Annotated in this window: 21 protein-coding genes; 11 read left to right on the top strand and 10 right to left on the bottom strand. The window is 71.1% G+C overall.

The features are described from left to right. Positions 1 to 12: 12 nt before the first annotated feature. The 7 genes from K2F47_RS04995 (at position 13) to K2F47_RS04970 (ending at position 6,143) form a co-directional block, all read left to right on the top strand. On the top strand, positions 13 to 582 hold the full coding sequence (locus tag K2F47_RS04995; protein ID WP_242901523.1) for a TetR/AcrR family transcriptional regulator: 570 nt from the start codon (positions 13 to 15) through the stop codon (positions 580 to 582). 417 nt (positions 583 to 999) lie between these two features. Then, positions 1,000 to 1,194 carry a hypothetical protein gene (locus tag K2F47_RS04990; RefSeq protein WP_242901517.1) on the top strand — a complete coding sequence of 65 codons (195 nt, stop codon included), beginning with the start codon at positions 1,000 to 1,002 and terminating at the stop codon, positions 1,192 to 1,194. Then, positions 1,155 to 1,613 (top strand): DUF2637 domain-containing protein, encoded by a 459-nt coding sequence (locus tag K2F47_RS41660; RefSeq protein ID WP_372490819.1) that lies wholly within the window; start codon positions 1,155 to 1,157, stop codon positions 1,611 to 1,613. The genes K2F47_RS04990 and K2F47_RS41660 overlap by 40 nt, the downstream gene beginning before the upstream one ends. Positions 1,614 to 1,693: 80 nt before the next feature. Beyond that, complete coding sequence (locus K2F47_RS04985; RefSeq protein WP_242901516.1) at positions 1,694 to 2,830, top strand: DUF5677 domain-containing protein; 1,137 nt, start codon at positions 1,694 to 1,696, stop codon at positions 2,828 to 2,830. Positions 2,831 to 3,019: 189 nt separating this feature from the next. Then, on the top strand, positions 3,020 to 3,706 hold the full coding sequence (locus tag K2F47_RS04980) for a hypothetical protein (RefSeq protein ID WP_242901515.1): 687 nt from the start codon (positions 3,020 to 3,022) through the stop codon (positions 3,704 to 3,706). Between the two features lie 1,367 nt (positions 3,707 to 5,073). After that, positions 5,074 to 5,574 (top strand): SH3 domain-containing protein, encoded by a 501-nt coding sequence (locus K2F47_RS04975; protein WP_242901514.1) that lies wholly within the window; start codon positions 5,074 to 5,076, stop codon positions 5,572 to 5,574. 65 nt (positions 5,575 to 5,639) lie between these two features. Then, on the top strand, positions 5,640 to 6,143 hold the full coding sequence (locus K2F47_RS04970) for a DinB family protein (RefSeq protein ID WP_242901513.1): 504 nt from the start codon (positions 5,640 to 5,642) through the stop codon (positions 6,141 to 6,143). On the opposite strand, the gene K2F47_RS04965 is transcribed toward K2F47_RS04970, so the two are convergent. Both K2F47_RS04965 and K2F47_RS04960 read right to left on the bottom strand, forming a co-directional pair. Next, complete coding sequence (locus K2F47_RS04965) at positions 6,140 to 7,483, bottom strand: sensor histidine kinase (RefSeq protein ID WP_242901512.1); 1,344 nt, start codon at positions 7,481 to 7,483, stop codon at positions 6,140 to 6,142. The genes K2F47_RS04970 and K2F47_RS04965 overlap by 4 nt on opposite strands. Further along, positions 7,480 to 8,160, bottom strand: coding sequence for a response regulator transcription factor (locus tag K2F47_RS04960; RefSeq protein WP_242901511.1), 681 nt, complete (start codon positions 8,158 to 8,160; stop codon positions 7,480 to 7,482). The genes K2F47_RS04965 and K2F47_RS04960 overlap by 4 nt, the downstream gene beginning before the upstream one ends. Positions 8,161 to 8,187: 27 nt before the next feature. Here K2F47_RS04960 and K2F47_RS04955 point away from each other — a divergent pair, with 27 nt between their 5' ends. Together K2F47_RS04955 and K2F47_RS41250 are read left to right on the top strand one after the other, a co-directional pair. Then, positions 8,188 to 8,691 carry a hypothetical protein gene (locus K2F47_RS04955; protein WP_242901510.1) on the top strand — a complete coding sequence of 168 codons (504 nt, stop codon included), beginning with the start codon at positions 8,188 to 8,190 and terminating at the stop codon, positions 8,689 to 8,691. Positions 8,692 to 8,782: 91 nt separating this feature from the next. Continuing rightward, positions 8,783 to 9,418 (top strand): DUF4870 domain-containing protein, encoded by a 636-nt coding sequence (locus K2F47_RS41250; protein ID WP_242901509.1) that lies wholly within the window; start codon positions 8,783 to 8,785, stop codon positions 9,416 to 9,418. Positions 9,419 to 9,443: 25 nt separating this feature from the next. On the opposite strand, the gene K2F47_RS04945 is transcribed toward K2F47_RS41250, so the two are convergent. Together K2F47_RS04945 and K2F47_RS04940 are read right to left on the bottom strand one after the other, a co-directional pair. Next, positions 9,444 to 10,196: a hypothetical protein gene (locus K2F47_RS04945; protein WP_242901508.1), complete on the bottom strand. Its 753-nt coding sequence runs from the start codon at positions 10,194 to 10,196 to the stop codon at positions 9,444 to 9,446. Positions 10,197 to 10,273: 77 nt separating this feature from the next. Beyond that, positions 10,274 to 10,957 (bottom strand): cyclase family protein, encoded by a 684-nt coding sequence (locus K2F47_RS04940; protein ID WP_242901503.1) that lies wholly within the window; start codon positions 10,955 to 10,957, stop codon positions 10,274 to 10,276. A 46-nt stretch (positions 10,958 to 11,003) separates the two neighbouring features. Between K2F47_RS04940 and K2F47_RS04935 the strand changes: the two genes are divergently transcribed. Together K2F47_RS04935 and K2F47_RS04930 are read left to right on the top strand one after the other, a co-directional pair. Continuing rightward, entirely contained in the window at positions 11,004 to 11,831 is an 828-nt protein-coding gene (locus tag K2F47_RS04935; RefSeq protein WP_242901502.1) for a HipA family kinase, read from the top strand. Continuing rightward, positions 11,828 to 12,259, top strand: coding sequence for a DUF3037 domain-containing protein (locus tag K2F47_RS04930; RefSeq protein WP_242901500.1), 432 nt, complete (start codon positions 11,828 to 11,830; stop codon positions 12,257 to 12,259). Before K2F47_RS04935 ends, K2F47_RS04930 begins: the two co-directional genes overlap by 4 nt. Positions 12,260 to 12,512: 253 nt before the next feature. Here K2F47_RS04930 and K2F47_RS04925 read toward each other — a convergent pair whose 3' ends face one another. From K2F47_RS04925 to K2F47_RS04900, 6 genes are all read right to left on the bottom strand, one after another. Further along, a complete protein-coding gene (locus K2F47_RS04925) occupies positions 12,513 to 13,421 on the bottom strand; it encodes a hypothetical protein (protein ID WP_156221154.1) in 909 nt (302 codons plus the stop codon). 572 nt (positions 13,422 to 13,993) lie between these two features. Next, the gene (locus K2F47_RS04920) at positions 13,994 to 15,046 is read right to left on the bottom strand and encodes a helix-turn-helix domain-containing protein (protein ID WP_242901496.1); all 1,053 of its coding nucleotides are present in this window, start codon (positions 15,044 to 15,046) and stop codon (positions 13,994 to 13,996) included. Between the two features lie 125 nt (positions 15,047 to 15,171). Further along, entirely contained in the window at positions 15,172 to 16,014 is an 843-nt protein-coding gene (locus K2F47_RS04915) for a GNAT family N-acetyltransferase (RefSeq protein ID WP_242902570.1), read from the bottom strand. Between the two features lie 132 nt (positions 16,015 to 16,146). After that, positions 16,147 to 17,787, bottom strand: a complete 1,641-nt coding sequence (locus tag K2F47_RS04910; protein ID WP_242901495.1) for an alpha/beta hydrolase — start codon at positions 17,785 to 17,787, stop codon at positions 16,147 to 16,149. A gap of 154 nt (positions 17,788 to 17,941) precedes the next feature. Then, positions 17,942 to 19,549: an alpha/beta hydrolase gene (locus tag K2F47_RS04905; RefSeq protein WP_242901494.1), complete on the bottom strand. Its 1,608-nt coding sequence runs from the start codon at positions 19,547 to 19,549 to the stop codon at positions 17,942 to 17,944. Positions 19,550 to 19,847: 298 nt separating this feature from the next. After that, a complete protein-coding gene (locus tag K2F47_RS04900; protein WP_242901493.1) occupies positions 19,848 to 21,494 on the bottom strand; it encodes an alpha/beta hydrolase in 1,647 nt (548 codons plus the stop codon). Between the last annotated feature and the right edge of the window lie 227 nt (positions 21,495 to 21,721).

The raw sequence follows: 21,721 nt of genomic DNA, 5'->3' as shown, positions 1-21,721 counted from the left end.
CGGACGGTGCCCATGGACACCCGGCCCATGCGGGCCGACGCCCGCCGCAACTACGAGCGCCTGGTCGCCACCGCCCGCGTGGCCTTCATGGAACACGGCACCGGCGCCTCCCTCGACGACATCGCCAAGCGCGCCGGAGTCGGCTCCGGCACCCTCTACCGCCACTTCCCCACTCGCGACGACCTCCTCCACGCCGTCCTGCGCGACCGCGTCGACTCCCTCCTGACCCGCGCCGCCGACCTCCTCACGGCCCCCACCCCGGAAACAGCGCTGACCACATGGCTGCGCTTCTACCTCGCGGGCGCCGCGACCCCCCGCGGCACGTCCACCGTGATCATCGACGCCCTCTCCCCCCGCTGGTCCGCGACCGCCCTCGGCTCCTGCGCCGAAGCGATCTGCGAAGCCCTGGGCCGCCTCCTCGACCGCGCCCAGCAAACAGGCGCCGTCCGCCCCGACATCGACCCCCGCGACCTCCTCCGCCTGACCAACGCCATCGGCGTCGCCACCGAACGCACCCCCGACCCACCCGAATACGCCGACCGCATGCTCGCCCTCCTCTTCGAGGGCCTCCGCGCCAAATAAGCCGCTGGCCCGCACGGCCCCCGAGCGGGGTCAACGGGGCCGTGCGGGCCAGAAACCTGTCTCAACAGGAACCTCAGTCGACGTTCACTCTGCTCTCCGCCTGAACACCTCCGCCGTCTTCCGATGTGACGCCCCCAACGCTAAGCCGCCCAACCCCACCCACCCACCCCCTTAACCCTCACTTAGGGAAGGGCTCAGGAGGCCTTATCCACCCTCCGTCCAGGGACGTCCGAGGAAGTCGACCCGGTAGCCGTCCACCTGCGAAAACAAGGAAGGGAGCCCAGGGGAACCGTCCGACCCAGTCGAAGAGAGTCGGATCATCTCGACTCACGTTGGCTCCCAAGACTGGCTCCCCTGGCTCCCTTCCTCCCAGCAGGGAGGAGGCCACCCCATGGCCCTAGAATCACCGAAACCACAATGACCGCCACCACCAACGGCAAGGTCATAGCCACAGCCACCCGCACCAACAACGCCTGGCAAACCACCACATGGCCCACACCCCTAGACCGCAACGCGGCCATCACGGCCCTGTCACTCGCCGAACGGCTCATCACCCACGGCGAGGACGACCCGTGCGTCATCGAGTGGCGGAGGGAGCTGCCCCGTGGTTGACCGCCTCACCCGGCTCACAACAGCGCTCGCCGTCGTCACAGTCGCCAGCGTGGCCGCGATCATCTCGTACCGCCACGCCTACGAACTCGTCCGCTCCCACGGCGAGACAGGCACCAACTGCACGCCTCCTCCCCTTCACCGTGGACGGCCTGATCTGGGCCGCCTCCATGGTCATCCTCGACGCAAGCGGCCGAAAGCAACCAGCACCGGCCCTAGCCAAGTGGAGCCTCGCAGTGGGCATCGTGGCGACAGTAGGCGCCAACGTGGCACACGGCGCGTCCCACGGCGCGATCGGCGGGGTAGTGAGCGCATGGCCAGCACTCGCCCTAGTCGGCTCGTTCGAACTCCTCATGACCCTCACCCGCAACTCGGCATGCTCTGGCCTCGTTCAGGACAAGGACGTATCAACCGGCACATAACCGTAAGTCGCTTGCAACCATAGGACAGCTGGTGCATCCTGAAAGGCTTTGCAGCCAACATCAGAGGGACATAGTCACCCATGCCCACTAACGAACCCAAACTTCTCAAGCTTGCCCTCCAGTACCACAACAAGGAGATTGAAGCCGGACGGAATCCAGAAATCATTGACTCTAGAAATCTAGTGCTCGAAAACCTCCACAGCCTCGCCCCTGAAGAGATTGCGCTCGACCAAGCTCGGATAGCAAAGCGAGTAGCGCAAAGAAAGATACATGACGAAAAAGTGAGGCGTTCGAATATCAAACGCTGGTGGCTGGCCCTACGACATCTAGGTAAACTCGTATCAGCAGCAGACATTCAAAATGACGACCTAACTGAATCAACGTTCCAGAAGGTCGCAACCGAGCGCCTAGTTTTGAATATTCCAGATACCGTAGGTGGGCCCAAGCTAAAATGCCTTCTTCTTCTAAGTCTACACTCGCGAGCCTGCGCAATAGGCGCGGAAATTGAAGCTCTCCTGACTATAGGCAACGCCGAAGCGGCAACGGGGCGCGCCCGCACCTTGTACGAAATCGCCATAATCGCCACTCTAATATCCAATGATGGAATTAAGGGAACGTACGAACTATCCGAGAGATACTACGTGACAGCCCTACTGGAGGAAAAATCCTATCATCGCGCTGCACAGAAGGCCGCACACAACGCCGGCCAGCGTGAGCACTTTAGCGCTAAACATTTGTTGGAAGAAACCGATGGGCAACTACTAGACGCCGCCAACAGGGAGTGGGGGCCAAGGTTTCGAGAGCAGTACGACTGGGCCCGGCCAGCAATTTCAAATCACCAAAAACTACGCAGGATAACCTTTGCCGACCTCGAGCGAGCATGCGACGCGGAGTGGATGCGAATCTCCTATCTCGAGATGAACCACGCGATTCACGCAGGCCCGTCAACCACAATTTATCGCACCAAATTCAGGGGAGCCAAGCTTAATCCAACAGGGCCTACGGTCGAGCCGCGAGAGACCTCGCGCGCAGGTCATATGGCATCATTTCTGTTGCTTCTTATTTGCGACATGATCGGGCACGGAGTGTGCCGCGAGACAGAATGCTGGGACGATGACCTAATTATTGCCTCAATTAGGCAGCATGCCGATGCAGCCATCGTCGCATTCCAGCGACTGCAAGACAATGAGACACCGAATGTACATGATCATCGCTGAAATTAGGCCTTACACCCGGCGGCTTCAGCAATCCCGTCCGCTCCCCACGAGATTACCCCTGACTCTCCTCGAGGAACCACAGGAAATGCTTATAAGACCGTCCGTTTCGAACCGACGCGGTCGCCTTCACAATCCACCCTATCTTCTTGTCACTAGGGCGGGCATCCGAGAACTATGAGAAGGAAATCTTTGAGCGAGCGTGCTGGTGAGAGGGAAGTGTGGGATCCGTTCGGGACGCTTCGGCAGGTTCTGTGGATCGGCGGTGGGCAGTGGGCTGGAAAGTCCACCGTGGCTCGGATACTGGCTGGCCGGTATGGGTTGACCGCCTACCATTACGACTACCACGACGCCCGCGGCCACAACGATCGCCGGATCGCCCGACGGGTCAAGCTCGGCCATTCGCCCAAGGACCCGGACCCCGAGACCACATGGGTGAACACCACCCCGCGGGACATGGCCGCCGACACCATCGCCGGATTTCCCGTTCGTTTCGAGTGGGCCTTGGACGATTTGCGGGCCCTCTCGTCTGGGCGCTCCATCATCGCCGAAGGGTGGGGGCTGCGACCTGAACTGGTCGCACCGATCATCGACTCGCCCCGGCGGATGGTCGTCATGGTGCCCACCGCGGCGTTTCGCGAGCGGCAGGTGCGCGAACTCGCCCGGGCCGGCGGCATCGGGCACGGTCTTAGCGACCCCGCTCGGGCCCAGCGCAACCGGCTTGAGCGGGACCTTCTCGTCGCCGAGGACGCCGTGCGGTCCGCCCGGCGCATCGGCATCCGCGTGATCGAAGTCGACGGCAGCCGCGACGCCGGTGCCGTCGCCGACATCGTCGCCGAGCACTTCTGTCTGCCACTGCCGGAAAACCGGACGCTTTGAGAATGCGATCTCTTCTCCCCTGCTTGTCGCGGTCGTGGTGGTGGGCTCTGGTGGGACGGTGGCGTATGCGTTGCAGTCGCCTGCGGCCGCCCTGGACGGCTAACTCGAACGGCCGAACCGTCGCCTCCGCTCCGATGACTGGGCAGAACTGTCAACTGGTGGGAACCTTCGCGGCCTATTGGTTTCGGGGGAGGTTATTGGCAGAGGGTGCCGTCGGTCAGGTGGGCGGCTGCTCTGGCTGCTCGACGGCCGTCTTCGCTTGCGGTGTTGGCGCCAGAGTTGCGCCAGGTGACGGCGCCGTGGAACCAGGCAATTCTTCGTAGGTGAGTTTCCGTTTGGCGAATCCCAGGACGTAGCCGGGTCTTTGTAGACCAGGCGTCATGGGCTGGCCGGGACAGTGCGACGTATTTCCGAGTTGGGCGGCTTTCCAGAGGCGGCCCGTCGTCGGAAAGTGCTGGAGCGTCAGGACGTCGCCGGTGGTGGAGACCATGCTGCCGTCGGCCGCCGCAGAAGCGCGAGACGTCCACTGTTGGGTCGCCGGGTTTGAGGCGTTCGTAACATGTCGTAGGTGGTTCGGGGACGTTCGCCGAGCTGCTGCCGGGCTCAGGGCGTGGCGCAGGCCGAGCGGGTTGCTGACCCTTTCCTGGCCCCTGCTCCCAGGAACGTCCGGTGACCCGCTCGATGGGCATGCTGGCCGGCACGTAGTTTGATGTTGGGGTAGTGCCAGCGTCCGGGTGGTCGGGTAGGCCGCTGGGGTGCTGGAGCAGGGCGCGGTGCGTGTACCCGTGTGGGCCGTCCATCTGGGCATCCGTGTGTGGGCTAGGGCGGCGTCGGAGCGGAGCCGGCGGGGGCGTGAGGGTGGCTATGCCGTCGGCGCCTCGTCCACCACTTCTATGTCGTCCTGTGTCGCGAGGATGCGCCTCGCTATCTCTTGGGCGTCGGCAGCCAGCACCCGAATCACGGGCGAGGCGCGGCCCCCGTACGGCTGCGCCGGGCGCGTCCCCGCGTGCCACCGGACGTTGGTCGGCGACTCTAAGGGGGAAGCCGCTGACGTGCACCGTGACGCTCGGGGCGACGACGGCGAGGGCCCAAATGCGATGCGGCGCCGCGACGGCGCGCGCGCGTGAGGGCGGTCAGCTCCGTGGACGCAGCGCAGTCAGGTCTCTCATGTGCCCGCATTAGGCAGTCGCGCCCCAGAGGTCGGTGTCGGGGAGGCTGGGTTGGCCTGAATGGCTGGGGCCGCCGGGGCGGCATTCGCCTGGGTTGGGTCTTGGGTGGGCCAAGAAGAGTCTTCGTTACACAGTGAATATTATTCATTACTGTCGGCAAGGAACCGGGCTGTAGGTCGGACAACATGGAGGGGACAGATGGACGTTGGACGAAGGCTCGGCGTGGGTCTGGCGGCGGTCGCCTTGGCGGGGACGGCCCTGACCGTCGGTGCGGACGCGGGGGCGTCGCAGCCGCCGCCGAAGCCGCGGGGCGACGCCCAGGCGCAGAACGAGGGGCAGCAGCAGGCCGAACCGCCGCCGCAAGACGAGGAGGAGGGGCAGGGCCCCGGCGCCATCGAGGTCGGCCAGGAGGGCGACCAGCAGGCGATGGGCCGCCTGCTGGAGCGGGACGAGCAGCGCGTCCGGCTGTGCCGGGGGACGGTGGTGGTGTCCCGTCTCAACGTGCGGTCGGGTCCGGGGACCGGGTACCACAGGGTCGGCGTCCTCACGCGCGGCACGCGGGTCACCACCGACTGGGACACCATCCAGCGCCGGGACGGCTACCTGTGGGTGCGGCTCTACCACAGCACCCACTGGATCGCCGACTACAAGACCGGTGACGGCAACGGCAAGTGGTACGTGCGCTACTCCCACTGCTGACGGGTCTGGACCGTGGCCGGTGCCCCGAGTGGGGGCACCGGCCGTGCCGTCGTTAGGGTCCGGGTATGGAACAGGTACCGTTCACCGGCGGTGAGAAGGAAAGCCTGCGGGTCGCGCTCGACCGGCATCGCGACGCCGTGCTGTGGAAGCTGCAAGGGGTGGACGAGGAGCTCGCCCGGCGGCCGATGACTCCGTCCGGGACGAGCCTGCTGGGGTTGACGAAGCACCTGGCGGCGGTCGAGTACAGCTGGTTCTGCGAGACGTTCGGGCGCGAGACCGAGCCGCTGCCGTTCGACGACGACGATCCGGACGCCGACCTGCGGGTCGAACCGCACGAGACGATGGAGGGGATCATCGCGTTCTACGGGCGGGCGCGGGCCGCGTCCGACCGGGTGATCGAGGAGCTGGACCTCGAGGACACCGGGACGGCCTGGCACGGCGCGACCGTGTCGCTGCGGTGGGTCCTCATCCACCTGGTCGAGGAGACCGCGCGGCACGCCGGGCACGTGGACATCCTGCGCGAGCTCATCGACGGGACCATCGGCGACCACGACCGGGCACCGGTCTAGGACGTGCGGGAGTGGCGGCGGCGGACGAGGCGCCGCGACCGGCGGGCCGGGGGCAGCCACTTCGTCCGGAACCACATCTGCACCTGGGCGCCGCCGAGGACGCTGCGGTGGATGCGCAGGTAGCCGCCGGTCGACTCGGCGGCGCGGCGGGCGATGTCGAGGCCGAGGCCGGTGGAGCCGGCGGCGCTGCTGCCGCGCCGCAGCGCGGCGTCCGGGTCGGCGATGCCGGGGCCGCCGTCGGCGACGAGGATGCCGGTGATGCCCTGGCCCCGGTGGAGGGTGACGACGAACCCGGTGCCCTCGGTCGTGTGCCGGAAGACGTTGCCGAGCAGCGCGTCCACGGCGGCGGCGAGCTCGGTGGCCGGGAGCGGGAGCGGTGCCGGGCCCTCCGAGCCGACCAGCTCGCAGGTGCGGCCCTCGTCCTCGGCGAGCACCGACCAGAACGCGACGCGGTCGCGGAGCACCTTGGCCGCGTCGCAGCTGCCCCGCCCGGTCGGCCGCCGGACGGTCCTGATGATCTGGTCGACCTCGCGTTCGATGCGGACGACGGCCTCGCGGGTCTGGTCGGCGACCGGGCCGTCGCCGAGCGCCTCGGCGTTGAGCCGCAGCGCGGCGAGCGGGGTGCGCAGGCGGTGCGAGAGGTCGGCGGCCATCTCGCGTTCGGCCGACAGCAGCTGGACGACGTGGTCGGCCATCGCGTTGAAGGCGCGGCCCGCCTCGACCAGCTCGGGCGGGCCGTCCGGCTCGATGCGCGCCGACAGCTCGCCGTCGCCGAACGCGGCGGCGGCCTCGGCGAGGCGGCGGGTGGAGCGGATCATGCGGGCGCCGAGCCGGTCGGCGACGACGACGGACCCGGCGACGAGCGCGGCGGCGACGGCGGTCATCACGAACCACGCCTTCCACACGCCGCGCGTCAGGTCCTCGTCGGGCACGAACACCTCGACGACGGCGGTGCGGCCCGCGTCCAGCGACACCGGTTGCAGGAGCGCGTACCCGCCGGACACCCGGACGGTGGACGCGCGGCCCCGCCGGGCGGCCTCGGTGAGCTGCCCGGGCCGGGCGCCGGACCCGCCGCGCGGCCGCGGGACGAGCACGCCGTCGGGCATGTGCGCGGTCATCCGCCGCGCGGCGCCGGCCTGCGTGCTGGCGACGGCACGTTCCAGCGCGGCCGGGTCCTCGGTGACGACGAGGACGGGGCCGAGCGCGCTCGCCTGCCGCTCGGCGGTGGTGAGGGCCCGGTCCCGGGCGATCTCGCGGACGGTGAGCGCGAGCGGGATGAGGAACGCCAGCGCCACCATCGACGTGACCGCGAGCGACACGAGGACGAGCGTCCGCCTCATGGCCGCGGTTCGGCGAGCCGGACGCCCACCCCGCGGACCGTGTGCAGGTACCGGGGCGCGGCGGCGGTCTCGCCGAGCTTGCGGCGCAGCCACGACAGGTGCACGTCGATGGTCTGGTCGTCGCCGTAGGCCTGCCGCCACACCTCGGCGAGCAGCTCGCGCCGCGCGACGACGCGTCCGGGCCGGGCGGCCAGGTAGGCGAGCAGGTCGAACTCGCGGCGGGTCAGCTCCAGTGGCGCGCCGTCCAGCAGCGCCTCGCGCCGGTCGAGGTCGATGTGCAGCCCGCCGACGGTCAGCTCGGCGGACGGCCCGGACCGCGCCGACCTGCGCAGCACGGCGGTGAGCCGGGCGCTCAGGTGCTCGGCGGAGAACGGCTTGATCAGGTAGTCGTCGGCGCCCGCGTTCAGCAGCCGGACGACCTCGGGCTCGTCGTCGCGCGCGGTCGCGATGACGACGGGGACGTCGGAGACGCCGCGCAGCATCTTCAGCACCTCGGCGCCGTCGAGGTCGGGCAGCCCGAGGTCGAGGACGACGACGTCGGGCGGCGCCTGGGTGACCTCGCGCAGCGCGTCCATCGCGGTCCCGGCGCTGCGCACGACGTGGGACCGGGCGCTCAGCTCGCGGATCAGGGCGGCGCGGACGTCCGGGTCGTCCTCGACCACCAGCACACTCGGCATGGCGGAACCGTATGCCACCATGTGCCCATGCGTCGCGCGATGTCGTATGTTGCGCCCTGGGTCGCGGTGACGGCGCTCGCGGTGACGCTCTCCTGGCTGGGGGTGCGCGGCGTCGTCCGCGACACCGTGTCGGAGCGGGCGGCGCGCCCGCCGATCGCCGGCCCGGTCATTCACGAGAGCCCGTCGGTGCCGACGAGCGTCGGGTCGCCGGCCACCCATCCGCCCGCCGCGGCGGGCGAGGACCGGGCGCCGACCCCGCGGCCGGCCCGTCCGCCGAAGCAGAACGGGAACGACGCGCCGCGCCCGCCCGGGGACGTGCGCAGCTACGCGACGCGCGGCGGGACGGCGGCGGTGTCGTTCGGCGGCGGACGGGTGCGGCTCGTGTCGGCGACGCCCAACCCCGGCTACGAGACCCGCGTGACGGAGGCGAACGGCTGGCTGCGCGTCGACTTCCTCACCGACGAGCGCACGTCGTCGGTCGTCGCGTCGTGGCTGGAGCGTCCGGCGACGGTCAAGGTGTACGAGTACTGACCTCCGGGTGTGGCGGCCGAGGGTGCGGCGGGTCGGGCGCGGCTCAAGGTAGATTCCCAGGGGAGATCCCCCAGGAGGAACAGGAACGCCAGTGTCCGAGCAGCAGCCCCCGCCGCCACCCGGTGCCGACGCCCCGCCTCCCCCACCCGGCGCGGATGACCCCGGCGCCGACGCCCCACCTCCGCCGCCCGGCGCTGACGGTCCGCCGCCTCCGCCCTACCAAGGCGCCTACGGATACCCCGGCGGACACCAAGGGCACTACCAGGGGCCGCCGCCCGGCGGGCAGGGGCCGCCGCCTCCCGGCGGACCCTACGACCCGCGCTGGGGTTACGGCCCGCCCGGCGTCCCGTACGGGCCGCCGCCGCACATGCAGAACTCCGACCCGACCTGGGCGATCTTCGCCTACCTCGGGATGCTGCTGGTCGGCTTCCTCGCGCCGCTGATCATCTACTTCGTGAAGATGCGGGAGTCGGCGTTCGTCCGCTTCCACGCCGCGCAGGCGCTGAACTACCAGATCACGCTGCTGATCCACATTCTGGCGGTCGCGGTGATCTGCGTGCCGCCCGCGATCGTCGCGAAGAACCCGGCCTTCCTGATCCCGCTGATCCTGCCCTACCTGGAGGCGGTGATCGCGCAGTGGGTGTTCCTGATCCTGGGCGCGGTGAAGGCGGGCAAGCAGCAGTACTACCGGTTCCCCACGTTCTTCTGCTTCCGCATGATCCGCTGACCCCGGACCCTGCCGGAGGGCGGCCCTAGTCGAAGGCGCAGACCGCCACGGTGGCGTCGTCGTGCGGCTTCCCCCTGGGCCAGCGGACGCCGTGCGGGTCGGTGCGCTCGGTCTCGCGCGTCCGCGCGATCAGGGCGGCAGGGCCCGAGCCCGCCGCGAGCTCGGCCACCGCGTCCCAGCTGATGACCTGGAACCGGTCGGCGAGCCGCGCCGCGCCGTCGGTCAGCAGGAACACGCGCCTCAGCTCCCGGACGGGCACGGTGCCGGTGATCGCCGCGTCCGCCACCGCCGGGTCGGCCGCCGCGAACGGCGCCCCGGCCGTGACGCGGGTGAGGCCGCCCGGGCCGTCCAGCAGCAGGGTCGAGTCGGCCAGCACGAGGTAGTCGACCTGGTCGCCGCGCAGCCGCAGCGCGAGGACGGTCGCCGCCGGGGTCGCCGACACGGTCAGGTCGCAGGTGGCGCGGTGCGACGCCGCGACGTCGGAGATCGCCCCGGCGAGCCGCGCGACCAGCGGCCGGTTCCCCGGACGGTGCGCCCCCTCGGGCGGCCCGACCGGCCGGCCCGCCGGCGGCGCCCCGCCGAGGCCGTCCAGCAGCCGGGCGAGCAGCCGCGTGCCGAGCGACCGCGCGTACCAGGCGGTGCCGTGCGCGCAGCCGAGGTCGGTGCCGAGCGGCAGCCCGCACCCGTCCAGCACGACGACGGCCCCGGCGGCCGCCGCGACGAAGTCCTCGTTCGCGCGCTCGGGGCTGCCCTGGTCCGTCGCCCACTCGACCCTCATCGCGCTCCCGCCCCTCCGGCCGCCGTCCCGTGCGGCATTCTGGCAGCCCGGGCCGGGCCGCGTCCCGCGCTCGACGATCAGACGAGCACGACCCGGTCCTCCACTTGGGCGACCGCGCGAACGGGAGCGCCGTCCGCGCCCGCGAGCGCGAGCGGGAACAGGTACACGGTGACGGCACGGCCGGCGGCCTGCGCGTCCAGCAGCCGGTCGAGCCCGGTCAGGTTCTCGGCGATCACCGCCCCGGCACCGCACAGGACGCGGTGCGCGGCAAGTGAGAAGTCCTCGGAGCCGGGTGGCGGCGTGCGGTCCACGCTCAGCGCGTCGATGCCGACGGTGCGGACGCCGGCGGCGACGATCGCCTCCGCCGTCTCCGGCGCGGGGTAGGGGTGCCCGAGATAGGCGTCGCTCCCCCAGTGCTCCGACCAGCCGGTGGCGATGAGCAGGACGACGCCGGGTGCCAGGCCGTCCGGGAGGGCGGTGGGCGGGATGGGCGTGCGCGGCGGGAGGCCCCGTGCGTCCATGACGAGGGCGGGGCCGGTGAAGCGGGACAGGGGCAGCTCGTCCAGGCGCGGGAGCGCGTCGTCGATGTGGAAGGGCGCGTCGACGTGCGTCCCCGACTGCGACCCCATGTGCACGCGCAGGACGTTCACACCGGAGCCCTCGACCGTCAGCGCCGGGACGGCCTCGACCTCCGGGTCGCCCGGGTAGACCGGCATTCCCGTGGTCAGCGGGACGGACAGGTCGAGCAGTTCAACGCCCATGCGGACGATTATCCCGGGTGCGCGCCGACCCGATAGCGTGAGCCGCGTGTTGCCACATGTGACAGCCATCCGGTACGTGACGCCGCTGCGCGAGGGCGGGTCGCTGCCGGGCGTCGTCGAGGCCGACGACCTCGGCACCTACGTGATGAAGTTCCACGGCGCCGGGCAGGGCCGCAAGGCGCTGATCGCCGAGGTGATCGCGGGCGAGCTCGCCCGCCGGCTCGGCCTGCGGGTTCCCGACCAGGTGGTCATGGACCTCGACCCCGCGATCGGACGGCACGAGCCCGACCCCGACGTCCAGGACCTGCTGAAGGCCAGCCCGGGCTGGAACCTCGGCGTCGACTTCCTGCCGGGCTCGCTCGGGTTCGACCCGCTCGCCTGGAACGCCGACCCCGGGTTCGCCTCGCGGGTGCTGTGGTTCGACGCGTTCATCGGCAACGTCGACCGGAGCTGGCGCAACCCGAACATGCTCGTCTGGCACCGGGACGTGTGGCTGATCGACCACGGCGCCAGCCTGATCTTCCACCACGCGTGGCGGAACGCGACCCGGCTGTTCTCCGGGCCCTACGACATCGACGACCACGTCCTGACCCCGTACGCGACGGAGCTGGAGGCCGCCGAGGCCGACCTCGCCCCGCGGATCACCGAGCCGCTGCTGCGCGAGGTCGCCGGGCTCGTGCCCGACCCCTGGCTGGAGGGCGAGCCCGGGTTCGACAGCGCCGACGCGCTGCGCGACGGCTACGTCGACATCCTGCTCCCGCGCGCCGGGAAGCCGCGCGACTGGCTGCCCGACCTCGACATAGGCGATCGAGCCCGGCGGAGCGCCCCGCGCCGCGGCGCGAACCGTCCCGGCTGGCTGGGCGGTCCGGCATGACGAACATCAGGACGGCCGCCGAGCCGACGGTCTTCGAGTACGCGGCGCTGCGCGTGGTCCCCCGCGTCGAACGCGGCGAGGCGATGAACGTGGGCGTGGTGGTCTACTGCCGCGCCCTGGACTACCTCGCCTGCCGCTCCCACCTGGACGAGCCGCGCCTGCTGGCCCTGGACGCCGCCCTCGACCTCGACGGCGTGCGCTCGGCGCTCCTCGCCGTGGACGCGGTCTGCTGCGGCGGCGAGCGCGCCGGCCAGGCCGCCGCGGAGGCCCCGGGCGCGCGCTTCCGCTGGCTCACGGCCCCCCGCAGCACGATCGTCCAGCCCGGCCCGGTCCACGCGGGCCTCACCGACGACCCGGCCACCGAACTGGACCGCCTCCTGGACCTCCTCGTCCTGCCCCCGAACACCCCCGCGAGGACCGCTCACTGACGGACCACGAACGAACCCAGGCCGTCGTGCGAAGCGGTGGGCAGCGCACGCAAGCCGTGAACCTTGCGCGCGAGACCTGAACCGGGGGCCCGCGACGACCTCAGCCGTCACGCGAGCGCGCTGGCTGAGCGATGGGGCCGACGCCGGAGGCGAGGCCCCACCGCGAAGATCGCGAAGCGATCCGCGCTCGCACAAGCACGGTCGAGGGGGCGAGCCGTCAGGCGAGCCCCCACGGGCCGGGATTGCAATGAATTCAGTCCCATTCCCAGCGGATGCCGTGGAAGCCGGCGGCCATGCCGAACTCGATGAAGTGGACGCTGTGGTAGCTGGACATCCGCAGGTCGGCGGAGTCCTTGAGGGCGGTGTGGCCGTCGGGGCGCCACGTCCGGTAGACGCGGGCGGGGAGCATCGCCGGGTGGAAGCGGACCTCGATGAGGAACTCGTGCTGGGGGGTGCGGAAGCCGCGGCCCTCCTCGGTGACGACGGGGCCGGTCTCGTCGAACCCGAAGCCGTACTCCAGCAGGTAGGTCTCACCGCGGCCGAGGGCGCGGTCGAACAGCAGCTCGGCGGCGATGAGGCCGCTCGCCTCGTCCATCCGGACGCGGCCGAAGCGGCAGCCGCGGGCGGTGCGGGAGGACGGCAGGATGCCCTGCGGGTGGTGGTAGATCGCGATCCACCGGTCGACGCCGCGCTGCTGGGCCTGGAACACCGCGCGGGTGCGCACCTCCAGCAGTTCCCGGCGGCGGCCGATGACGTGCTGGTCGTGCAGGCTGAGGCCGGTGAGCTGGCGCTCGCCGCGGTCGCCGATCTCGTCCAGCAGGTCCTTCACGCCGGGCTCGGGGCACAGCTCCTCGATCGGCAGCCACGGCCCGGCGGAGCGCTCGGCGGTCGGTTTCAGCAGCGTGAGCAGCGAGTGGCGCGGCAGCTCCAGGATCACCTCCAGGCCGCGGACGGCGCGCAGCGAGTCGGCGCGCTCGGGCCGGGTCCGGCCCCGCTGCCAGTAGCTCAGCGTGGACAGGCTCACGGCGATGCCCTGGTCCTCCAGGCGCCGCCTCAGCGACTCCAGACTCAGTCCTCGTGCCTGGATGGCCGCGTGTAGGGCCACGTTGAACGGACCGTACTGGAGTACTTGAAGGAGGTCGTCCTCCGTTACGCTCTGCACAGCTCGGCCTCCGGATCAGCTCCGGCCGGCCCCCGTAACGGCCCTGACACCTTGCATTTGCACATCCAGCGCTCACTGTAAGGCCATCCGGGCGTCAATTCCAACAGGCAAAGTGTCACAACAAAATCCCCCGTCGGCCGCGGTCGGGGGCGACGGAGCGCTGGCTCGCGCCTCGGCGCGCATCGCGCAGAGGCGCCCATCTGGGGTTCTGTTGGTTTCGCGGCAGGCCCGGCGCGCCGGGGGGGCGCGCCGCCGTCGATGCTGTCGGTCCCTCCGTTTCGGCGAGGCTGCGGGCATGGCGGAGCCGGGTGGGGGGGGCTTCGACGCTGAAGCCTGGCGCTTCGTGCCGGGGGGAAGGCGGGGCCGTGGCGAGGCCGGGCTCACGAAGCGCGAACGCGTCGATACTCAGCCAGCGCAAGAGAGATCGTCAACGTTTTCGACGCGTCCGAAAATTCAGTGTGAACGCGGGGCCGTGTCCTCCCGTGCCGTATTCGGCCGAATGCGCACGTCAGCGGTATGCGTTCTGTGCATTCCATGCCCGGTGCCATGCCAGGGTCAGTGCGATGTCACGCTCAGTGCCATTCCCACTCGATCCCGACAATGCCCCGCCGGACGTTGCCGACCGCGAGGTTCGCGCTGCCGGACGTGCCGATCCACAGCTCGCCGAGCCGCCGCCGGGGCGCGTCGGAGGTGTCGGCGGTGAAGCCGTAGCAGCGCGCGGGCAGCCGTCCGCCCTCGAACTGGATGATCGCGACGTAGTCGTGGACGGGATGGGAGAAGCGCCGCTCGTAGCCGTCGGCCGACCAGCCACCGCCGCCGCCGATGCCGACGGTCCCGGCGCCGGCCTGCGCGCCGTCGGCCGGGCCCAGCTCGTACTCGACCACGGCCGTGTCGCCCGCCGCGAGCACCCGGTCGAAGACGAGCTCGAACGCCATCAGCCCGTCCTCGGCGCGGATGCGGCCGGGCCGGCAGTAGCGCACGCCGGTCAGCTCCACGTCGCCGCCCGCGCCGCCGCCGAGCCCGCCGCCCGAGCCGCCACCGGGCTCGCTCCCGGACAACGACGCCCCGGCCGGACCCTGGCCGTCCGGCCCGGAGTCGATCTTGGCGGGGCCGGTCTGGTGGACGCAGACGACGCGGTCGATGTCGTCGCCCGCCGCGCGCAGGACGGTCCGCACCGACAGCGTCCAGGTGCGGCGGACGTCGTCGAGCCGGTAGACGTCGTGGATGCCGAGGCGTTCGAGCCGGTGGTCGCCCGACCGGTCGAGCTGGGCGACGAGGAAGGCGTAGCGGTCGGGGTCGGGCCACAGGTCGCCGGCGGCGCGGCCCCGGTCGCCCGCGCCGGCCGTCCCGGCGGCGAGCCCGCCGCGTCCCGGCCCGCCCCGGACGGGCGGCGCCGTGGGCGTGGGGTCGTCGAGCAGTTCGGTCAGCGTCCCGGCCGGGACCTGGAGGATCTCCTCCAGGGTGGTGACGACCGCGCGCGAGCGGGGCCGGCTGCGGCCGCGCTGCCAGTAGCTCAACGTGGCGACGCTGACCGTCAGGCCACGCTGGCCGAGCCGGTGACGGATGCGCTCCAGCGTCAGCCCGCTCGCCTGGATGGCCTGCCGCAACGCCCCGGCGAACTCCACGGCCGGATGGTACATGTCCCGCGCGCCCGCGTCAGGCTTCCCGGCGTACCTGGCACGCGAAGACAAACCGGGCGCCGGAACGGTCGCATCCCGAAACTATCGGGGGGCGCGCGGCCCGTGGGCGCTCAGAAGAGCACCGACATGAACGATCCGGACTCCGCGAAGCCCACCCGGCGGTAGGTGGCGCGGGCCCGCGTGTTGTAGTCGTTGACGTACAGCGACACGGTCGGCGCGATGGCGCGCAGCGCCTCCCCCACGACGGCGGACATGCCCGCGACCGACAGCCCCCGGCCGCGCAGGTCGGGCGGCACCCACACGCCCTGCACCTGGCACGCGCGGGGGGTGACGGCGCCGACCTCCGCCTTGAACATGACGCGGCCGTCCTCGATCCGCGCGAACGCGCGCCCGTCGCGGATCAGCTCGGCGACGCGGGCGCGGTAGAGCACGCCGCCGTCGCCGACGTTGGGCGAGACCCCGACCTCTTCGGTGAACATCGCCACACAGGCGGGGTAGACGATGTCGAACTCCTCCATCCGGACGCGCCGCACCGCGCGGTCGGGCGGGACGTCCGGCACGGACGAGGTCGCCATCACCGGCTGCACGGCGCGGACGGCGCGCGGCGGGCCCCAGTAGGGCGCCAGGATCTCCCACAGGTCGCCGACCGCGCCGACGGGCCCGACGATGGACGAGCAGCGCCGCCCCTGGGCCTGGGCGCGCTCGGCGAACGCGCGGACCGCTTCCGGCCCGGCGGCGATCGGGATGAGGTTGGCCCCGGAGTAGCACAGCGAGGTCAGGCGCCCGTCGCGCAGGTAGCCCCACATCTGGGCGCCGAGGCGGCGCGGGTCGAGCCCGGCGGCGTGCACGCGCGAGCCGACGAACACGTTGGCCACCGGGTCGGCGTCGAGGATCGCGAGCGCCTCCGACCGGTAGCGGTCGTCCAGCACCCGCACCGGCAGCGAGCCCAGCATGCGCACGGCTACCGGCTCCGAGCCGGGGCCGACCCCCGCGCGGTCGTCAGCACTGTCACCACGTGACAAGCCTATGACGTCCCAGGGACGCGCACCCCAACCGGCTCCCGCGGGCGGCGGCGCCGCCGGGCGTCAGCGGTTCGCCGCGGGCTCCTTGCCGCGCCCCGGGGCCGGGGCGGCGGCGGGCTCGGGCGGCGGGCCCGCCGGGCATTCGGCGTCGGGCCCCGGGCGGTCGGCGGGGACCCTGCCGGTGTCCAGATAGGTGAGGACGATCGTGTCCACGCACCTGTCGCCGGTCAGGGAGACGCCGTGGTTGCCGCCGCCCACCTCCGTCACCAGCCGGGACGTCGGGAACCTGCGGTGGGTCTCCAGCGCGCCCGAGTAGGGGGTGGCGGCGTCCTCGGTCCCCTGGACGAGCAGGATCGGCGGCAGCGCGGAGGTCCCGCGCACCGCGGGCGGCGGCCCGCCCCGCACCGCCCAGAACGCGCATGGCGCGTTGTACCAGGTGTTGCCCCAGGTCTCGAAACGATAGCCCTCCCGATACAGCCGCTCGCTGTCGGCGTGCCAGCGGCGCCAGTCGCGCGGCCACGCCGCGTCCCGGCACTGGACGGCGTTGTAGACTGCGTAGTTGTTCTGGTCGAGCGGGCTGGGCGGCTGCCACGCCTTGCGCAGCGGCGCGGGGTCGTGCCGGACGGCGTAGGCCGACAGCGCGGCGGCGTGCGCGGGCCAGGAGTAGGAGCCGTAGCCGTCGGCGAGGAAGGTGTCGTCGAGTTCGGACGCGCCGACCCTCCCGCCGATCGGCTTCGCCCTGACCTCCGCGCGCACCCGCGCGTAGGCGGCGGCGACCCGCTCGGCCGTGCCGCCGAGCCGGTAGACCTTGTCGTGGCGGGCGATCCAGCCGAAGTAGGCCTTGATCCGCTTCTCGAACGCCACGTTCTGGTCGAGGTTGTTCTCGTACCAGACGCCGCTCGGGCGGACGACGCTGTCGAGCACCATCGGCCCGACCCGCTGGGGGAACATCGTCGCGTAGACCGCGCCGATGTAGCTGCCGTAGGAGTAGCCGAAGAACCCGATCCGGCGCTGGCCGAGCGCCTGCCGGATCGCGTCGATGTCGCGCACGGCGTCGACCGTGCCCATGTGCGGGAGGACGTCGCGGTACTTCCTGGCGCAGTCGTCGGCGTAGGCCTTGGCCCGGAGCGTCCAGGCCCGCTCCTCGCCCTCGTTGGCGGGGATGGGGTCGGCGCGCGGGCGGCCCGGGTCCTGGTAGTGCTCGTCGCACACGAGCGCGGGCCTGCTCGCGCCCACGCCGCGCGGGTCGAACCCGATCCAGTCGTAGGCCGCCGCGATGTTCTTCGGCACTCCGGCCCGCAGCACGGCGGCGAGGTCGCGCCCGTGCGCGCCCGGGCCGCCCCGGTTCAGCAGCATCGCGCCCTTGGACGTGGCGGCGGTGTGGGGCGCGCGGGTGAGCGCGAGCGTGATCTGCGGCCCGTCCGGACGGCCGTGGTCGAGGGGGACCCTGAGCGTCGCGCATTGCAGGCCCTTGAGGTGGCCCTTCTCCAGCGGGTCCCTGGCGGGGCACGACGCCCACGCGAGCCCGGCGGGACGCGGCGCCGGGTCGGGGTCGGCGTGCGTGATCGGACGCGGCGCGGGCCCCGGGCCGCCCGTCCCGGCGTACGCGGCCGGCCTGCCGGGGGCCGGGGCGGTGGCGAGCCCGAGCGTGACTGCTGCGGCGGCCGTCGCGGCGGCGGCCCTCTTGCCAGGGACGTTCAGCACCTTCGCTTTCTACCGGCCGCGCGTCCGGAAACCGGTGACCTCCCGGATCGCGCGATTCCACCGCGAACCGGAGCCTCTCCCAACAAGGCGAGTCTCAACAAGGCGCGGCGCGCTCCCCGCGCGAGGGGAGCGCGCCGCGATCGTCGAACGGCGGTTACGGGCGGCCGACCGGGAGGTCCTTGCCCGCCTTCGCGCGGGCGGACTTCGCCGACAGCGACGTCGGGTCGGGGTCGTTCATCGCGGGGACGGCCTGGCAGTAGGCGTCCGCGCCCCGGTGGCTGCCGGGCAGCCAGCCGGTGTCGAGGTAGGCCGCGACCTTGTCGTCCAGGCACGCGTTGCCGTTGAGCGTGTTGGCGTGGGTCTTGCCGCCGACCTCGAAGACCAGGCGCGAGCGCGGGAACACCTTGTGCATCTCCAGCCCGCCCGCGACGGGCGTCGCGGCGTCCTGCGTGGACTGGACGAGCAGCATGCCGGGCGCGTTCCGTCCGCTCAGCTTGAGCGTCGGGCCGCCCTGGAACGGCCAGAACGCGACCGGGGCGTTGAACCAGACGTTGCTCCAGGTGTTGAACCGGTAGCCCTGCTTGTAGAGGCGCGCGGCGTCGTTGTGCCACTTGCTCCAGTTCCGCGGCCACTTGGCGTCCGCCGCCTGGACGGCGTTGTAGACGGCGAACTCGTTGTCGTCACCGCCCTCGTTGAGCCAGCCGAGCAGCCCGGAGGCGTCCTTGCCGTTGACCCACTGCGACAGCGCCTGCGCGAACGGGATGTAGTAGCCGGTGTTGTACCCGGCGCTGAGCACGATGTCGTCGAGCTCGTCCGGCCCGATCCTCCCGCCGATCGGGGCCTTCTTCGCCTCGGCGCGCGCCTTGTAGTAGCGCGCCTCGACCGCCTTCTCGGTCGTGCCGAGGTGGTAGAGCTTGTCGTACTTGGCGGTCCAGGCCCACCACGCCTTGATGTTGTGCTCGAACGCCCGGTCCTGTTCCAGCTGCGAGTCGTACCAGATCGTCTTCGGGTTGACGTTGCCGTCCAGCACCATGCGGTGGACGCGGCCCGGGAACAGGGTGGCGTAGGTGGCGCCGAAGTACGTCCCGTAGGAGAAGCCGTACCAGCTCACCTTCCGCTGGCCGAGCGCGGCGCGGATCGTGTCGACGTCGCGGGCGGCGTCGGTGGTGCGCATGTGGGGCAGCAGCCAGCCATATCGCTTGGCGCAGTCCTGCGCGTACTTCTTAGACTTCGCGATCCAGGCCCGCTCCTCCTTGGCCGACCCCGGGACGTAGTCGGGGCGGATCGGGTCGGAGTAGTGCGGGTCGCAGCTCAGCGCGGGCTTGCTGGCGCCGACGCCGCGCGGGTCGAAGCCGATGATGTCGTACTTCGCGGCGGTCGCCGCGTGGCCGACGCCGCCGAGCCAGCGGGCGAGCGCGGGCGCGTAGGCGAGGCCGCCGGCACCGGGGCCGCCCGGGTTCACGAACAGGACGCCCTGGTAGTTCTTGGTGTCGGTGTGCTTGAACCGCGACACCGCTATGGAGATCTTGCGGCCGTTCGGCTTGCGGTAGTCCAGCGGCACCGGGACCTGCGCGCACTCGGCCTTGTTCATCGGGTCGTCCGGGCCGGTGACCGCGCACTTGCCCCAGGCGATGCCCGCCGCCGCGACGGGGCTCGCGGGGCTCGCCGGTCCCCGCGCGGCCGCGGACGCGCTCGCGGAGACGAGGGCGCCGCCGCCCGCTGTCACGGCCACCGCGGCCGCGACGATCACGATCCTGTTCACCTAACCCCCTCGGACCGGCGGCTCCGCGGGCCGGCGGTGAGGCCGGGGAGGCACGCCGATGCATAGCCGATGCGTGGATTGCGTGGAAATTGTGGCGGTACGCCGGTTATGCCGGGAGGGGCCATTATGAGTGGATGCCAAATCGTGACAAGACAAGCGGAACTCCGTGACACGGAATCTCGTTTGCGCACGTCCGGTGGCGGAATGTCGCCGAGCGGAGCCGAGCGCGAAACGAAAGGCCCCGGGGATCGCTCCCCGGGGCCTCGCGTGATCGTGTCGTGTCAGCGGACGTCAGGCGTCAGCGGATGACGTCGTTCGCCAGCGTCCCCGCGCCGGTCAGCGTCTTGACCGAGGCGCCGGACGGCGGCTTGGGGTCACCGAGCTGCGGAACGTGGACCGTCGACTTCGAGGGCAGCGAGCCCTTCAGGAAGTAGGCGTCGAAGTAGGCGTCCACCGCCGCGGAGCCGCGGTGCACGATGCAGTGCGTGCGGTCGCCGTCCTGGACGACGAGGTGCGAGCCCTTGAGCCGGCGGTGCAGCTCCAGCGCGCCCTCGTAGGGGGTGGCGGCGTCGTCGGTCGACTGGAACATGAGGATGTTCTTCGGCAGGTCCTTGGTGTGCCCCACGTTGACCGGCTTGCCGGCCTTGGCGGGCCAGAACAGGCACGGCGCGTTGTACCAGGCGTTGCCCCAGGTGAGGAACGGGTGCTTCTTGTTGATCTTCTCGTTGTCGCGCTGCCACTTGCGCCAGCTCAGCGGCCACTGGACGTCGGTGCACTGCACGGCGTCGTAGACGGCGTAGCTGTTGTCGTCGGCGCCGCCGGTGGTCTGCGCGCCGAAGGTGAGCGCGAACGTGGCCACGTCGCCCTTCGTGAGCGCCGAGAGGGCGTTGCCGTAGCCGTGCCACAGCGCCTGGTTGCGGCGGTAGGCGGCGTTCTGGAGGACGTCGGTCAGCTCGTCCGGTCCGACGGCGAGGGTCTGGCCGCTGTCGGGGTCCTTGTAGTAGACGGCCTGCTTCTTCAGCTTGGCGCGCAGCCCGTAGAAGAAGTCGCGGACCTGCTTCTGCTTGGCGCCCAGGTGGTACACGGAGTCGTACTTGGCGAGCCAGCCGAAGTAGTACTCCATGTTCTTGTCGAACGCGACGTCCTGGTTGAGGTTGGCGTCGTACCAGACGTCGGAGGGGCCGACGTTGCCGTCCAGCACCATGCGCCCGACGTTCTTCGGATACACCGTGGCGTAGGTCGAGCCGAGGTAGGTGCCGTAGGAGGCGCCGTAGTAGTCGAGCTTCTTGCTGCCGAGCGCCTTGCGGATCGACTCCACGTCGTTGACCGAGTCGATGGTCTTGATGTGGTCGAGCAGGCCGATCTTGTCGGACTTCCCGCACGCGTCCGCGTAGCCCTTGGCCTTCTTCAGCCACGTGGCGACGGACTTGCCGTCGCCGGTGCCGTAGTCCGGACGGGGCGCGTTGGTGTAGTTCGGGTCGCAGCTGAGCGCCGGGACGCTCATCCCGACGCCGCGCGGGTCGAAGCCGATGACGTTGAACGCCTCGCGCATCGGGGCGGAGTTCTGGGCGAACACGCGGGGCCCGAAGAGCGCGCCGCCGCCGCCGGGACCGCCCGGGTTGACGACGATGTCGCCCTTGGCCGCGCCCTTGCCGGTGTGGGGGGTGCGGGTGAGCTGCACGGTGATCTGCTTGCCGCGGGGCTTGGCGTAGTCGAGCGGGACCTGGAGCTCGGCGCACTGCACGATCTTGGAGACCGGGTACAGCACGTCGTACAGGTCGTGCACCTGCTTGACGAAGTCCGCGGGACAGGCGTGCCACTTCAGCGCGCCGGGCTTGAACGTTCCCGCCGATCCGGCGGACGGGCCCTGGGCCTGTGCGCTTGTGGCGCCGAGCCCGGTGAGACCGAGCCCGGCCACCGCGGCCACGACAACGATCCTCTTCACATATCCCCCTAAACGTGCTGACTCCGGTTGAGTCAGACATACGGGTAAATGAGTGAAGATTGTGGCGTCCTGCGCGAGCGCGCCGACAGAGCCCCCGGCGAGTGGATGCGAAATCGTGACGAGATGCACGGAACTTCGTGATCATAAAGAACGTTCCGGTTCCGGGCGCAAGCACAACGTGAGGAAGGCCCCCGGGTTCTCCACCCGGGGGCCTTCCTTCGAATGAG

This window comes from Actinomadura terrae (assembly GCF_022751215.1).
Classification (GTDB): Bacteria; Actinomycetota; Actinomycetes; order Streptosporangiales; family Streptosporangiaceae; genus Spirillospora; species Spirillospora terrae.
Note: the sequence above shows the minus strand (reverse complement) of the source record. Positions and strands in the feature narration are given on the sequence as shown.

Coding starts and splice junctions, on each gene's coding strand:
- K2F47_RS04995 (WP_242901523.1), top strand. CDS start 13: ATGGACACCCGGCCCATGCGGGCCGACGCCCGCCGCAACTACGAGCGC.
- K2F47_RS04990 (WP_242901517.1), top strand. CDS start 1,000: ATGACCGCCACCACCAACGGCAAGGTCATAGCCACAGCCACCCGCACC.
- K2F47_RS04985 (WP_242901516.1), top strand. CDS start 1,694: ATGCCCACTAACGAACCCAAACTTCTCAAGCTTGCCCTCCAGTACCAC.
- K2F47_RS04975 (WP_242901514.1), top strand. CDS start 5,074: ATGGACGTTGGACGAAGGCTCGGCGTGGGTCTGGCGGCGGTCGCCTTG.
- K2F47_RS04970 (WP_242901513.1), top strand. CDS start 5,640: ATGGAACAGGTACCGTTCACCGGCGGTGAGAAGGAAAGCCTGCGGGTC.
- K2F47_RS04965 (WP_242901512.1), bottom strand. CDS start 7,483: ATGAGGCGGACGCTCGTCCTCGTGTCGCTCGCGGTCACGTCGATGGTG.
- K2F47_RS04960 (WP_242901511.1), bottom strand. CDS start 8,160: ATGCCGAGTGTGCTGGTGGTCGAGGACGACCCGGACGTCCGCGCCGCC.
- K2F47_RS04955 (WP_242901510.1), top strand. CDS start 8,188: ATGCGTCGCGCGATGTCGTATGTTGCGCCCTGGGTCGCGGTGACGGCG.
- K2F47_RS04945 (WP_242901508.1), bottom strand. CDS start 10,196: ATGAGGGTCGAGTGGGCGACGGACCAGGGCAGCCCCGAGCGCGCGAAC.
- K2F47_RS04940 (WP_242901503.1), bottom strand. CDS start 10,957: ATGGGCGTTGAACTGCTCGACCTGTCCGTCCCGCTGACCACGGGAATG.
- K2F47_RS04930 (WP_242901500.1), top strand. CDS start 11,828: ATGACGAACATCAGGACGGCCGCCGAGCCGACGGTCTTCGAGTACGCG.
- K2F47_RS04915 (WP_242902570.1), bottom strand. CDS start 16,014: ATGCTGGGCTCGCTGCCGGTGCGGGTGCTGGACGACCGCTACCGGTCG.